Genomic DNA, 14,340 nt, shown 5'->3' on the forward strand with positions numbered 1-14,340 from the left:
GCATGGGGACAGTTCTAAAGCTAGATGGCGTGGATCAAAACTGACCCCAAACAGCTTAACGTTTGCGGAAGGCTACACTTGCGATCCAGCCTGCAACCACCGCGATGATAACGGCAATGATCCCGTAAAGGGCTGAATAGCGATGGGCAAATTCGTAAACTTCGGCACTTATACCGGTTTTTGAAACCACAAGCGGCGTGGTTTTCACACTTGCGATACGACCATCACGGATCAGATAGACATTGATCGTATAAGTCCCGGTCGGTGTGTTGGCCGGGAAGTGAATGTCGGTCCGGAACAGCTGATTGGACAGGAAGCTGATCTTGGCCGGGCGTCGGTTGAACAGACCGGCATTTTGCATGTTGCGGACCAATGCCGCACGATAGACCTCCTGGTCGGTATCCGGATTGTCGCTTGTGGCAATAAAACGCTGATTTTCCAGCCCGATACGGTAATCCTGCAGAATGCTTTGCGGGGCAATGATATCCATCGGACGATTGGATGCACTGGCATAGTAGGCCGGGACATTCTTGTATCGTGCGCTTTCGGCATTCACCCAGATCCCGACTTTGCGTTCCTTGCGGCGAACCACCATGTCCTGATCCGGACCCCGCACCGTGACAATGACATCGCCTTCATGCTGAACTGCGCCGAACAGTAACACGTCGGTTCCCGTAAAGCCGGTCGTGATTGCCACCAGATGGTTGGACAGATCAACAACCAGTGGGTCGGCAGATGCACGCTTGATCGGGCTTTCTACTGCGATAAAGGTCAATACGGTCATGCAGAACGACATGAAAATCCGGACCGGAGACGTCATCACAGGTCCCCCGGCATGATCGAATAAAGCTCGCTTGGTTCGATCACCAGATCAAACAGAAGCTTGAGACACACCGAGAGCACCAGTAGTCCCAAAAGGGCACGAAGATGTTCTGCCTTAAGCCGCGCGCCGAACTGGGCTCCAAACTGCGCTCCGATAACGCCACCAATCAGAAGCAGGATGGCAAGGGCAACATCGACCGTTTGGGTTTGAACCGACTGAAGGAAAGTCACGTTCGCCGTGACAAAGATGATCTGGAAAAGAGACGTTCCAATCACAACGCCGGTCGGCATGCCCAGCAGATAAATCATGGCAGGCACCATGACAAAACCGCCCCCAACCCCCATCAGGGCGGTCAGCATACCAACAAAAAAGCCGACAGCCAGCGGCAACAGGGCGCTGATATAAAGACCAGAGCGGTAGAACCGCATCTTAAGCGGCAGACCATGGATAAAACTGTGCTGATGCTTCTTTGAACGGCGGATCGCACCTTTGCGACGGGTTCGGAAGATGGCACGTGTTGCTTCAAGCAGCATCATCCCGCCAATGATGCCAAGGAAAATGACATAGCAAAGTGAAATGACGAGATCAATTTGCCCCAGGGACCGCAACCAGGCAAATACCCAAACGCCTACAGTCGAGCCGACAATACCCCCGGCCAGCAGGACCAGCCCCATTTTCAGATCGACATTGCCGCGACGCCAGTGCGCAAACACACCGGAAACCGATGATGCGACAATCTGGTTTGCAGCGGTTGCAACGGATACTGCCGGGGGGATGCCATAAAAAATCAAAAGCGGCGTAATCAGAAAGCCGCCGCCAACACCAAACAGGCCAGACAAAAAGCCTACACCGCCGCCCAGTCCCAAAATCAGAAAAATATTTACCGATATTTCGGCAATAGGGAGATAGATTTGCATCGTGGGCAGGCTAACAGCGTTTGATTGATTGTTATTATTCAGTCTAACATATTGTGTAAATGCAACAATCGCCAATTACCGCTATATCAGGCCGAATTCCGATTTTTTTATAAGGTCTTTCATGACGTCATCTTCAAGTGATAAATTTGATATCGTCCTCGATGCCAGAGGGTTGATCTGTCCCATGCCGGTCTTGCGTGCGAAGAAATCCCTGCGTGATGTTCAGAACGGCGGCATTCTGAAAGTTCTGGCGACGGATCCAGGATCGGTCGCCGATATGAAGTCATTTTGTGAAATGACCGGAAACCGCCTGATTGCCTCGCACCAGGAAGATGACGTCTTTATTTATTTCATAGAAAAGATCGCCTCCTGATCGCAACTATTGGCGCGATCAACGGATTTGTTCGGAAAGTGCATCTCAATGTCTGATACATCTAGCGATCTGGCGTGGGTCGTCTGCCAGTTCGACGCCATGACGGCTCATCAGGTCCACAGTCTTCTGCGGCTGCGCCAACAAATATTCATCATCGAACAGGAATGTATCTTCCCTGAAATTGACGGGCTTGACCCGGTTTGCACCCATCTTTTGGCCTTGGACGCCAAGAGCAACGGCAAGGATATTCTGGCTGCGGCCCGGATTGTCGCGCCGGGCATCGACCCGGATCACACAGAGCAGGGAGACCGTCCTGCAATCGGACGCGTGGTCACCAGTGAACGTTTGCGCGGGCAAGGTGTCGGTCGTGAATTGATGGAACGTGCCATTTCGCTTTGTGATCAGCAATTTGTGTCAAAGCCGATCTATCTTAATGCGCAGCTTTACCTCAGGGAGTTTTACCAAAGCCTTGGTTTTATTCAGTTTGGTGATGAATACATTGAAGATGGCATTCCTCATATCTGCATGGAACGCCCGGCATAAAACCGGGCGTCACTGCATGATCAATTATGAGCAACGTGAAACCGGTATGTTTAACGCAGGCCCGTGGTTGCCATCCCGGTAAAGAATTCCAGCTGCCAGTTCATATCATCCTCGCCAAGCGGGTACTGGTTGCCTGCGCGCGGATTGAGGGTCTGGCTGGGCGGGACGTGGCCAAGTTTGACCTGAATTTTCACCGCCAGATCAGCGGGAAGTCCTGCTTTCCAGGCAAGTGACACAACACCCTTTGCCGAATGGGTATTCAGAACCTTGGTGACAGCCTCCGGGGGAATGCCGGCAAGAACAGCAAGGGCCGCACGGGCAAATTTCACATCATTTGACGCCAGTGCCTTGGCCACTTCCTTGTCGGTCAGCTTTTTCTTGGCATGCAGGGCAAGGGCGGTCTCAAAGGCAGATTCACCTTCCTCTTCTTCCTGCTTTCCGACTTCTGCCGCGCCGGCCTTTGGTTGAGCAGGTGTTGCCTTGTCCGCTTTTTGCTTTTTGACCTGAGGGGCGTTTTCCGCAGCTTCGTCCCGCTTTTCAAATTCTCCAGATGCAATGCGACGCTGAACAACTTCACGGACCGCGTCGAGCTGGTCCTTTTTCAGATCCCTGCGACGTTCAAGAACACTGATCAGGTTCTCGGCAACAAAGCGCGCAAGTTTGCCAGCGGCTGTCGGTGGCAATTTCGGACGATCAACCAGTGGCTGGTGCCATTCCGGATAATCCGGCGCCCGGTCAATAAGCTGGTCAAGAGTTTCTTCGCGAATTTGCGCCGACTTGTTGCCAAGAAGATGGGAAATTGCATCCTTGTCGCTGCTTGCGGCAATGGCATCGGCAAGCTTTTCGCCAACATTCCGACGACGCGACACAAAGCTCAGCGTGCCACGGCCTGAACTTCCTTGGATGATTTCAAGAAGGTCTTCTTCGGTAAGGACAGGTGAATATTGCAGAACCGGTCCACAAACGACACTTTCGGTGTCGCGTGCCAGTTGCTGAATAATCGGTTGGGGGGCCTCGGCTATATCCTTAAGCGTTTCCGAAATCACCTGACGGACGTGAACCGCCTGATCGCGCGCCAGCTTGTCGAGCGCCTCATATGTCATCCGGCGCAGTTTATCGGTCTCGTTCGGCGTCAGTCCGGCAGACAGATGCGCGATCTTTTCGGCAAGGCTTCCGCGCACACCGTCATCAACGTCATCGGTCAGAAGAACGTCGGCCTGGACAGGTGTGGCTTCGTTGGCAGCAATATGACGACGAACCGATGAATCATTATCGGTCGCCAGGAAATAAAGGATTTCCGGTCGGGTATCATGACGCTGTGCCAGTTTGCCACGGATATTTGCGTCCGGGCTTGCTGCCATTTCCTTGGCTTCGTCATATGTGATCGGGGTTTCCCGGCGTTTGGTGAATACCCGCTGCAAAAATCCCTTCATCGGGCATTCCTCCTAATCTTCGATCTTTGCCGGGTCATCTGATCCGGGTGCGGCAGCGATGCCAAAACGACCTTTTCCACGTTTCTTGACCTGATACATGGTTTGATCTGCACGTTGCACAAGTTGTTGAAGACTTTCTTTTGAATCGGGTTCATGGACAGCGATGCCAACTGATATGCCCAGCGGATGTTCCTTGTCACCGGAATACTGGCGCAAGACCGCACTTTCGTTCATCAGAAGCCGTGCACGTTCGGATGCGGCGGCAATATCTGCGCCTTCAAGCCACAAAACGAACTCGTCACCGCCCAGTCTGGCAATCAAGTCAGCTGGTCGGACATTTTCCTGAAGAACACGGGTAAGGGCAAGAATAGCTTCGTCCCCGGCCTGATGGCCGTGAATATCATTGACCAGTTTGAAGTTGTCCATATCGACATACATCAGGGCCGCCGGGGCACTTTCACGCTGTAGACGGCTGTGACGGCGTTTGAGTTCTTCAAAGAAGGCGCGGCGGTTAAGCAATCCGGTCATGCCATCGGTTCGTGACAGGGTCAGAATACGTTCATGCTGGATTGCCTGTTCGATGGCAATGCCGACCTGATCTGAAACCTCGGTCATGATGGCGCGTTCACCATCGGTCGGTTCGGGATGATCGGCCGAGAACATGAAGATGACGGCACCATTGTTGCGCTGATGGTAATGACAGCGCAAAGCATAGATACGAAAATCACCAACATGGGCATCAAAGGTTTCGCCATCACCCAGCAACTGGTTCAGAGCCTGCTGGGCGATATCATTGACGTCCTTGCTATCGCCGCCTGCGGCAACTTCCAGTTCATCGGTTTCGTCGTTGCGCTTGAAGATGATGCAGTTTGAGCAGGCAAGCGCACGTGTACTTGCCTCGGATGCGCCTTTGAGAACAAGAAGCGGATCAATCTCGTCTCGCATTGTTCGCACAATATAGGTCATCAGACGGTCACGATTTCGCGCAGTAGCAACTTCACTTTCGCGGCGTCTTTGTTCGGTGATGTCATGGGCAAGACCGCGTGTGCCGGTCCATCGCCCATCGCGGGAATATACCGGTGTTGATGAGACAGAAAGACAGGCATCCTTGCCATTTGATCGCCGGAACCAGACCGGAACATCACGAACGGCTTTCTGACTGCGAAACACATGTTCGCTATCCTGATCGGCGGTATCGAGCAGGAAGTTCTTCGGGAACCGCCCGACAATGTCATCTGCCCGGTAGCCAAGCGCACCACGTGGCGAAACAAAGATGAACTTGCCGCTTTCATCGGTTTCCCAGGCAAAGGCAGAAGAAACCTCGACGATGTCGCGGTAACGCTGACGGGAATCAATCAGCGCTTCACGCAGGTTACGATCCATACTGACATCGCGCGGCAGGATCATGACCTGATTGTTGGTGGTCGGAAGGGCCGTGAGCTCAAGCGTGGCCGTGCCGCGCTGGACTTCGAAAGTCATCATTTCGACAACCCCGCCCGGTGTGGTCAGGGTGCGTCGGATCAGCTGATAAATCTCGGGGAAAAGGCCATCGCGAATACCCTTGGCAAAGCCAACAGCATTCTTGTTGGCGAATAGGGGCACGCCATGGGAATCCATCACGATAACCGGTGCTTCGGCCTGCGCCATGACTTTGGGGTCAAGAGTAAAAACGTCTGCATCATAGCTGGTCAGGTCGTCTGGCGTACCCAGATCATCTTCCCTGGAACCAACAGGATGGTGGGGCGTCATAGGTTTCCTCCTGTTGCGCTTGAGGCCGTTAAGCTGTCCTCTGTCGCGTCAACATGTACAATATCATTGGTCAATTTCTCGAAGGAATCATCATTGCCAAGGGTAACAGGCGGGCCGAGATGATATCCTTGCCCGTAATCAATTCCGAGATCGCGCACCATTTCATAGCTGGCCTGATCGTGGATCATTTCTGCAATGGTATGAATACCCAGATCATTGCAAAGAAGGGCTGTCGCCTTAAGGAATGCTCGGCCTTTGGGATTGGCAAGGGCGGTACGCATCGCACCGCCGTCAAACTTGATGATATCGACATCAAGCGCGCTCAGATATTCGAAGTTCGCAGCACCGGCCCCGAAATCATCTAGGCAAATCTCATGACCACGTTCGCGCAGAACCTGCAATCCGTTATTCACTTCGGCCAAGGCGCGAATACGTGATGTTTCGGTGATTTCAAACAAAATGCGATCCGGCGCAATGTCATACTGATCAAGCAAATCTGCAATTGCAGGAAGAAAACCTGCCTGTTCAAGAGAGTGTCCGGAAAGGTTGACGGCGACCGGATGGGGAATCTTGTTTGCGTTGTCGCGCAGGTGATCAAGAACCTTGCCGCACATTGCCAGATCAAACTCGGTGATCAGGCCTGTACCTTCGGCAAAATGGATGATTTGATCCACAGCAAGCGGGCTGTTGCCAATTGTAAAGCGCGCCAGCGCCTCGAAATGGTGCATTTCCTGGCTGCGCAAATGGACAATCGGCTGCAAGGCAACGGCAAAGGAGCCGTTTTCGACAATTTCGCGGAATGCACGGACCGATTTCAGGGTCTCGTTGATCAGATGTGGCAGGCTTGCCGACAGGCGTGCTGCTGTAACCTCATTCTGGGCTTTGCGCTGCATCCTGTTCAGAGCATAGGCGACAGCACGCGTCAGATTGGTGTCGCGGTCATTTTTATCTTTGTTTATATCAAAATGATGGATGTTACGGGCACTGTCATAATCACGACCAAATGGATCGCGGATATCTGTTTGCGCTGATTTCTTGTCAATCGTTCCGGAACTGTTGGTCAGTGATGCGAGGCCGTCATTGCCGGGGGATAAGGACTCGGATCGAATTTCATCTGCTATCGGTGTTTCGAGATCGGCGCGCAGTGCGCTGGCATAGGCAACGATGCGGCGTTCGAGCTCGATCATTGGTTCATCGACCGGATGAATCTGTGCTGATCGTCCCGATGACATGATTTCTGACGCGCTTAACGACGAGAGTCGCTTTGCGCCGATGCCGATCAGGCGTGCCAGCTCGCTGGTTGCAGCTGTTTCTGCCTGCGAACGGGATGCCGCAAGGTTTTCAAGTACAACCAGTGCTTCGCTATGGTAGCAGGTAGCTTCCTTGGTGTTGAGCAACTGGGTTTGCCGTGTTTCGGCATTCTGGTTCTGACGAATGACCGCGTTTTGCAAGATGATCCTGTCAATGCCGGATCGCGCGCGCGGGCGAATGGCCCGGTGACGTGCTGCGATGTAATAACGCAGTGATGGATCGGCAATCACATAGCCGCTAAGCGACAAGGGGACCGCTTCCTTGACAGGCTGATCATCTGACTCGCAAAGCTGAAAATCGAGATCGAGTTCTTCAAGCCGTTTCAAACCATTACTGGTATGCAGATAGGCCCTTAGCAACGGGCGTTCCGATTTAACGACAATCTTTTCAAGAGCTTCGCCGATCAAGCGATCTGGCGTGCAGCCCAAAAGGCTCTCGGTTGCACCGGCCACAAACAGGATATAGCCGTTTTCATCGACCTCCAGCAACATGTCTGCCCAGCAGAATGCCATGGCGGCCAAAAGGTCTTGGTCATTTGTTTCCGCAGAGTAGCCAGTGCTTTCTGTCATTTGAGAACCGTCATCCAAAGCCGCCTGATCTTTATATATCGTAGTGTTCACTACGGTTGTTAGATGACGATCTTACAAAGGATATGAATGATTTGCACTTGATAAGCCAAAAAACGTAGCTGTTTCTGCGCAAATTCAGAAATTCCTGATGAATCGACCTTTCTGGCAATGTGTCTGTCCGCTGGGTTGTCGTGATGCGGGCAAAAACATCCAATCGATTATGCCGCGTCGGTGTCTTTTTTGCGGATGTTGTGGCTTTTGCGCGAAGCGTGTTTCTGTTCATACATTGCATCATCTGCAATGCGGATCAGTTCCGAGATATCGCTTTTTGCGTCATAGACCGTATGGCCAAAACTTGCCTTGATCGGTAATGCTTTGCCCTGCCATATCAGCGGAAAACGTGCGGTTGCCTGTTGAAGCTGGGTGATGCGTTTTTGTGCGGCATCCGGGCTGCTACCAGTCATCAGAATGGCAAATTCGTCACCGCCAAAGCGTGCAACATAGTCATCAGATCTGGTGTGGGTGCGCAGGTTCTGACCGAAATGCCGCAGCACCGCATCACCCGCAGCATGACCGTGTTCGTCGTTGATTTCCTTGAAACCGTCCAGATCGGCAATAACCATCAGGCCGCGTTCGCCTGTGCGTGCCGCGCGTGCCAGTGCCTCGCGCGTGCGCCGCATGAAACCGCGACGGTTATAAAGGCCTGTAAGCTCGTCACTCTCGACCATCAGTTCTAGCTGACGAATGCGATTTTGTTGCTGATCAAGGCGGTTTTGCATGTCACGGGCAAGATCGACCAGTGTTGACAGGGCGTTGCTCTGCTCGGTTTGTTCCGAGGCGCGATTATTGATTGCCGTTTGCTGCTGAAAATCAGCGGCAAGTTCCATGAGCAATTCTATCTGCGACTTTTCCATGGGCTGTCTTGTAATCAATGACAATGAAAGGTGGAACCCTTAAAAGGTAGCTATCGTTGTATCGTTGATGGCGTTACAAGAACCTTAACGCGACACGAAAGAGTTTGTGTTCAAAGAGAATCGTTCACGCACAGGAGAACGACCGATGAAAAACCGGTTGATGGTTGGGTTTGCAAGGAAAGTCGCAGTGTTTGGCGTTGCTGTTGCGCTGTCTGCCTGTTCCGTTCTGGAGAAAGAAAACTTCACCGTTGCTGGTGAAATTACCGATCAGGGCAGGGAATGTGTAACCTTCCGTGCCGAAGATGGAACGCTTTATGCGCTGGCCAACAAGGCAAGCCGATTCCGTCCGGGGGATAAGGTTCGTGTGACCGGGCATAATGCCCTTATGACGACCTGTACCGAAGCAACGACTCTGATCGTCGAAAAGATCGTGTTGCTGTCGCCGGGAAACTGATCACGCGACCGCGTCCTAGCGATGTGTAGCAAAACAATCAGTGCCGTCAGATTTAAGCTGGCGGCATTGTTGTTTTGCACCTTCATAACTGGCAAAGCCGGTAAGTTGAAGGCGATGATAAATGCCCTTGGTGCCAAGATCGGCCGTCACAATCTGTTTGGTATGTGCTCTGGAAAGGTCGGGATACCTTACGAGGAAGCTCGCCCAATAGCTTTCGGCTGAAATGGTATCGCGAAATGCACCAAGCTGGATCAGGTAAATCCCGCTTGTGTCGTTCCCAACAATATTTGGTGAACGGGACGCCGTTTCAGTCCTGATTGCAACCATCGGGGTTTGCTTTTCCGTTGCGCCGGTCGGGGCCGGTGCGGATGTGCCGGTTTCGGTTGTTTTGGTCGAAATCACCTTGGTCCTGGTGACGGTTGCATCTGGTGCTGTACGATTTTGACGCGCCGATGCGGTTCCGGTCAGGGTCTGGTAATACTGGTTTGCCAATGACGGTATTTCTGCGTCGTCTTCAATACTGTTATCAACGGGAATGGTGCCGGGCAGCAAACTTAAGGGCCGGTTTCGGTTCACCGGTTCAGAAGCATGTGCGGGCAAATCAGTCGGGATCATGTCGACACCGGTCGGCATGGTCGGGTTTTCCGGTGTCTGTGCGATTGCCAAAGGCGTTGAAGCAGTAGAAATCGCCCCGAAAGCCAGAAAGCCGACCAAAAGCAAAAGACCACCCCGGTTCCAGGATGCACAAACTCCATGCAACGCAGGTGCTGCATGTTGATTGCGATCACAGGGTGGTCTTGCCATTGTTACATCTCCGCGCGCGGTGGATAGGCATAGCGGTCGCGCAATATGAGATCATTCTTGCGCAGCCGTTCCATGGCCTTGCCATAGACACTGTCCGTCGGATATTGGCCGTCTGTGCGGTCACCCGACGGCATGCCTGCCAAAAGTTCAATTGCGTCATTGATATGTTCAATGGTCCAGATGTTGAACTTGCCCTGACGGATCGCCTGAACGACTTCTTCACGCAGGACGACGTTTTCGGCATTGGCTTGTGGAATGATCACGCCCTGATCACCGGTGAAACCCTGATCGGCGCAGATACGATAGAAACCTTCGATCTTGTGCGAAATTCCGCCAACCGGTTGCGCTTCGCCAAACTGGTTCATCGAACCGGTGATGCCGATATTCTGGCGCATTGGAACGTTTGAGATTGCCGATATGATCGCACAAAGCTCTGCCATCGAAGCAGAATCCCCTTCGATCCCGCCATAGTTCTGTTCGAAGGTGACGTTACAGGCAAACGATAGCGGGAATTCCTGAGCAAAGCGCGATTTCAGGAAACCTTCAATCGTCATGACAGATTTTTGTTGCAGCGGGCCGGACATGTCGACCATGCGTTCGATATTCAAAACACCCAGACTCCCGACATATGACCGCGCCGAAACACGGGCCGGAAGGCCAAAGGCATGGTCACCGTAGTCAAGCACGGTCAGGGCGTTGACCTGACCAACAACAGCGCCATAGCTGTCGATCAGGATTTCACGGCGTTGAACGCGTTCGTGTGATCTGTCTTCCAGGCGGGAATTGCGGTGACGTCGTTCTTCGATGGCACGTCTGACATCGGCAGCCCGGATGCTTTCACGGCCATCGGATTTGGCAAGGGCACCGGCCTCAATCCCGACATCTTCAACCCGCTCTATCTGGGCGGTCAGTTTGTCGCGTTCACCGGCCCAACGAGCGGCCTGTCCCAAAAGCTGGCGGATGGCACCGTTGTCGACCGGAATACCCGATCGAGCGAGTGCGGACTCCCGCAGAAGCCCGGTATAGATTGAAATATTGCGCCCGGCTGCGGGCATGTCGGCATCAATGTCGGCTTTCACGCGGAAATGGTTGCGGAAATCCACATCAAGCGAAAAGAAGGTATAGTAGAATTTTGGTGCACCAACGATTACGACCTTGAGATCAAGCGGAATCGGGCGCGGTTCAGGGGCGCCAGCGGTGGGTGGACCGCCCTTGTGCGTTTCTTCGATGCGGATTTCCCGGTCGCGCAGGGCCGCTTTGAGGAACCCCCAGCATTCTTCATGTTCAAGCAGTGATTCAGCACGCAGAACCAGAACCCCGCCATTGGCACGGTGTAATGCGCCCGGCTTGATCAGGCTGAAATGCGGATGCATCCCGCCGCCCATCGGGCGGTACTGAATTTGCCCGAAAAGATTGTCGTAACTCGGACTTGGTTCAAGAACAACATCAGGACATTTGTCACGGGAATGGTCGATCAGAAGATTGACCGCATAACGATCATCGACGGTTTCCGGAATCTTGCCATCACCGCTTTCGATGGCGGGCTGGTCACTGGCTTCTTCGAACGCATCGATATTATCAAGGATGTCCTTTTCAAGCGCTTCGAACCATGCCTTCAGGCCGGGGCTTGTAAATTTGTCGCGCAGTTTCTTGATGCGCGGCTTCAGAACGACCTTTGCCGCACCCCGGCGCAAACTGTCGAGTGTATCTGCAATCTGTTCTTCAAGGTCACGGGTGGAAAGCAGGGTTTTGCGGGCTTCTTCGGCGACTTCTTCAAAGGCATCTTCGGCCTCGTTGCGACGTTCCTTGGGGATTTCGTCAAGTGAAACCGGCTCGCCTTCTTCGTTCAGCGCGACAATCATCACGCCTTTTTCGTTTTCCTGAACATCCAGACCGCGTTCGCGGGCATATTCGCGAAGGGCGTCGAACTTTTCGCGCAACTGCGTGCGGGCTTCTTCGGTCTGTGTCTGGGTTTCGGTCAGATGGGCCGGTGCGTTAAAGGCCGAAACGAAGGCTTCGCGTAAATGGGAAATCAGGGTTTCCATCGCCGATAGAAGTTTGCGACCTTCACCTGCGGGAAGGGCATAGGGGCGCGGACGGTTGGTGCGCGAAAAATTGTTCAGATAGACCCAGTCATCCGGGGCTGAACGTTCTTCCATTGCCTTGTTCAGATAGTCAAGGGTCGCGGTCATGCGACCGGCACGATCCAGACCCAGAACAAAGATGTTAAAGCCTGGTTCTGACATGGATAAGCCGAATTTAAGGGCTTCTGCGGCACGATAATGCGATGAGAAATCAAAGATTTTCGGCTGTTGGTCTTTATGAGGGCTGCGAATACGGAAATGCGGGAAACCGCAATCTTCTGCGTCAAGGCGGGAAACTGGCATCTGCTGACTTTCTGCTGCCCAAGATAACAAATCATCGGGGGCTTTTGCGCCCCGCAACATATCTTGGAAGCAACGCAATCACGTGGTCAAGCGTTGCTTGCGGAAATAATTGAAATGCCGACAGGAAATCAGGGCGGGGGTGCTTTGGGCCAGAATGTTTGGCAGGGATGTTGGCGCGTGTTGCGCCGCGATCCCTGACCAATCAGCAGTCCTTACATGACAACGGCATTGCCGAAATCACTGCTTTTTAGCAATCGATCAACGATTTGGACCCCGCGCCGCAGACGTTCGGTGGAACGTTCCGCACCAAAACAGAGTCGCAATCCGCGCGGGACGTGACCGACAGAAAACTGTTGAGCTGCCGTCAAAAGAACGCCGCTATTTGCCGCATTCATAACAAGCTCGCCCGGATCGATATGGTCGGGCAGTTCAAGCCAGATATGGTAGTTGGTCGGATGGAAGCGGACGTCATATCCTTTGAGTGTTCCCAAAATGACAGCAAGGCGTTGTGCAGCTTCATCACGGTGCCATGCTTCGTACTGGCCAAGGCTGCCATCCATGATCATCCGTGTGACCAGTTCCAGATTGATGGTCGATACCATCCAGCAGGTCGACCGGATCGCACTGGCAAGTTTGCCGATCATTTCGCCAGGGGCATGGATATAGCCGACACGCAAACCGCCGCCGATGCTTTTGGAAACGCCATCAAGATAGATGCTGCGTTCCGGGGCGAAGCAGGAAAGTGGCGGTGGGGCATCGGGATCAAGGAAGTGATAGATGCCATCTTCAATCAGTGTCAGGTCATATTTGCGCAGGATTTCGGCAATCTCGATGCGACGTTGCTGATCCATGGTGCTGCATAGCGGATTGTGCAGCGTCGGCATCAGATAGATCGCGCGCGGGCTTTGGGTGCGGCAGGCATTCTCCAATGCCTCGGGGATGATGCCCTGATCATCCATGGCAACGCCGCGCAGGCGGAATTGCAGCAAGTTGGCAAGGCTTCGCAAATTGGGATAGGTCAGTTCTTCACACAGGACCAAATCACCCGGTCGTACTGTTGCAAGAAGGGATACAGTCATCCCGTGCTGAACACCGGCCGTTGGAAGGACGCGCTCCGGATTGTCATCCAGTCCGACAAGACCGGCAGCATGTGCCAGAGCTTGGCGTTGATGGGGGACACCATATTCGGATTTATATGACACCATGTCGTCAATCGGCATTGATCCCGCAATTTCAAGCAATGTCTGACGAATATGGCCTTCCTGCGGGGGAAGGGGGCAATTCATGCGGAAATTGATCGGGCCGGTATCTTCGTTGTCGTCTTCAGCGCCATGCGCAAAAGGCGGCTTGCGACCCAACTGGGCCAGATTGTTGGTAAAGGCAAGCGGGATCGGCGCGGTTGCGGCCATATCCAGTTCGGACTGGATGTTATCAAGAACATAGGTCCCCCGTCCGACTTCACCTGCGACAAGTCCCAATCGTTCTGCCTCGCGATACGATCGTGTAATCGTACCGACTGTCACGCCCAGATGATAGGCGAGGTCACGGTGGGTTGGCAGTCGGTCCCCGGGCTTCAAAGAGCCGTCCTTAACCGCTGCGCGAATGGCCTGCGCGATCTGTCGATAAACAGGACCGCCGGCGTCAGAAAGGTTTGGAAGCCATATTGTCATGGTGACAATGTTTAAATTGACACAATGACAATGTCAATGACAAAACAATATCGAGACAATTAACCGATAGGAGATGGAAATGGTAAATTGTAACGATACAATCCAGCTTCCCGACATTCATGTCAGTGATCGCGCATTGATGAACGGCAAGCAGGGTGAAAAGCCTGCGACCTGGCGCGCGGCGATGATGGATGTTGTCATCTCTGCGGTGGAATATCTTGCGCGTCTGCAGGCCCGGTCCCGCGACCGTCATGCAATCCAGTTGCTTGATGATCATATGTTAAAGGATGTCGGTCTTTCGCGTGCCGACATAGATGAAGAACTGTCAAAACCGTTCTGGACCAGATTACCACCACGCAGTTAGTCACTGCTGCGTGTGACGGAGGTGCGTGC

Annotated in this window: 13 protein-coding genes; 4 read left to right on the forward strand and 9 right to left on the reverse strand. The window is 53.2% G+C overall.

Features of this window, described 5'->3' with window-relative positions:
• Window positions 1-55: 55 nt before the first annotated feature.
• Together TH30_RS08450 and TH30_RS08455 are read right to left on the reverse strand one after the other, a co-directional pair.
• Window positions 56-820 carry a TIGR02186 family protein gene (locus TH30_RS08450; RefSeq protein WP_258548657.1) on the reverse strand — a complete coding sequence of 255 codons (765 nt, stop codon included), beginning with the start codon at window positions 818-820 and terminating at the stop codon, window positions 56-58.
• Window positions 820-1,740 carry a sulfite exporter TauE/SafE family protein gene (locus tag TH30_RS08455; protein WP_114097639.1) on the reverse strand — a complete coding sequence of 307 codons (921 nt, stop codon included), beginning with the start codon at window positions 1,738-1,740 and terminating at the stop codon, window positions 820-822. Before TH30_RS08455 ends, TH30_RS08450 begins: the two co-directional genes overlap by 1 nt.
• Window positions 1,741-1,861: 121 nt before the next feature.
• Between TH30_RS08455 and TH30_RS08460 the strand changes: the two genes are divergently transcribed.
• Entirely contained in the window at window positions 1,862-2,113 is a 252-nt protein-coding gene (locus TH30_RS08460; protein WP_114097640.1) for a sulfurtransferase TusA family protein, read from the forward strand.
• Window positions 2,114-2,161: 48 nt separating this feature from the next.
• On the forward strand, window positions 2,162-2,656 hold the full coding sequence (locus TH30_RS08465; RefSeq protein ID WP_114097641.1) for a GNAT family N-acetyltransferase: 495 nt from the start codon (window positions 2,162-2,164) through the stop codon (window positions 2,654-2,656).
• 50 nt (window positions 2,657-2,706) lie between these two features.
• Here the strand turns inward: TH30_RS08465 and TH30_RS08470 are convergent, their stop codons facing one another.
• The 4 genes from TH30_RS08470 to TH30_RS08485 all read right to left on the reverse strand — a co-directional run bounded on the left by TH30_RS08470 (window position 2,707) and on the right by TH30_RS08485 (window position 8,632).
• Window positions 2,707-4,089 carry a DUF2336 domain-containing protein gene (locus TH30_RS08470; protein WP_114097642.1) on the reverse strand — a complete coding sequence of 461 codons (1,383 nt, stop codon included), beginning with the start codon at window positions 4,087-4,089 and terminating at the stop codon, window positions 2,707-2,709.
• Between the two features lie 12 nt (window positions 4,090-4,101).
• Entirely contained in the window at window positions 4,102-5,838 is a 1,737-nt protein-coding gene (locus TH30_RS08475) for a sensor domain-containing diguanylate cyclase (RefSeq protein ID WP_114097643.1), read from the reverse strand.
• Window positions 5,835-7,718 carry an EAL domain-containing protein gene (locus TH30_RS08480; RefSeq protein ID WP_114097644.1) on the reverse strand — a complete coding sequence of 628 codons (1,884 nt, stop codon included), beginning with the start codon at window positions 7,716-7,718 and terminating at the stop codon, window positions 5,835-5,837. The genes TH30_RS08475 and TH30_RS08480 overlap by 4 nt, the downstream gene beginning before the upstream one ends.
• 218 nt (window positions 7,719-7,936) lie before the next feature.
• Window positions 7,937-8,632: a GGDEF domain-containing protein gene (locus TH30_RS08485; RefSeq protein WP_114097645.1), complete on the reverse strand. Its 696-nt coding sequence runs from the start codon at window positions 8,630-8,632 to the stop codon at window positions 7,937-7,939.
• 145 nt (window positions 8,633-8,777) lie between these two features.
• Here TH30_RS08485 and TH30_RS08490 point away from each other — a divergent pair, with 145 nt between their 5' ends.
• Window positions 8,778-9,086: a DUF5818 domain-containing protein gene (locus TH30_RS08490; RefSeq protein ID WP_114097646.1), complete on the forward strand. Its 309-nt coding sequence runs from the start codon at window positions 8,778-8,780 to the stop codon at window positions 9,084-9,086.
• A gap of 15 nt (window positions 9,087-9,101) precedes the next feature.
• Here the strand turns inward: TH30_RS08490 and TH30_RS08495 are convergent, their stop codons facing one another.
• The 3 genes from TH30_RS08495 to TH30_RS08505 all read right to left on the reverse strand — a co-directional run bounded on the left by TH30_RS08495 (window position 9,102) and on the right by TH30_RS08505 (window position 13,947).
• Window positions 9,102-9,890: an SPOR domain-containing protein gene (locus TH30_RS08495; protein ID WP_114097647.1), complete on the reverse strand. Its 789-nt coding sequence runs from the start codon at window positions 9,888-9,890 to the stop codon at window positions 9,102-9,104.
• 2 nt (window positions 9,891-9,892) lie between these two features.
• A complete protein-coding gene (locus TH30_RS08500) occupies window positions 9,893-12,277 on the reverse strand; it encodes a Lon protease family protein (protein ID WP_114097779.1) in 2,385 nt (794 codons plus the stop codon).
• Between the two features lie 212 nt (window positions 12,278-12,489).
• On the reverse strand, window positions 12,490-13,947 hold the full coding sequence (locus TH30_RS08505) for an aminotransferase-like domain-containing protein (RefSeq protein WP_114097648.1): 1,458 nt from the start codon (window positions 13,945-13,947) through the stop codon (window positions 12,490-12,492).
• A gap of 79 nt (window positions 13,948-14,026) precedes the next feature.
• Here TH30_RS08505 and TH30_RS08510 point away from each other — a divergent pair, with 79 nt between their 5' ends.
• Window positions 14,027-14,311, forward strand: coding sequence for a DUF1127 domain-containing protein (locus TH30_RS08510; protein WP_114097780.1), 285 nt, complete (start codon window positions 14,027-14,029; stop codon window positions 14,309-14,311).
• Window positions 14,312-14,340: the final 29 nt, after the last annotated feature.

The organism is Thalassospira profundimaris, from assembly GCF_003326795.1.
GTDB lineage: Bacteria > Pseudomonadota > Alphaproteobacteria > Rhodospirillales > Thalassospiraceae > Thalassospira > Thalassospira profundimaris_C.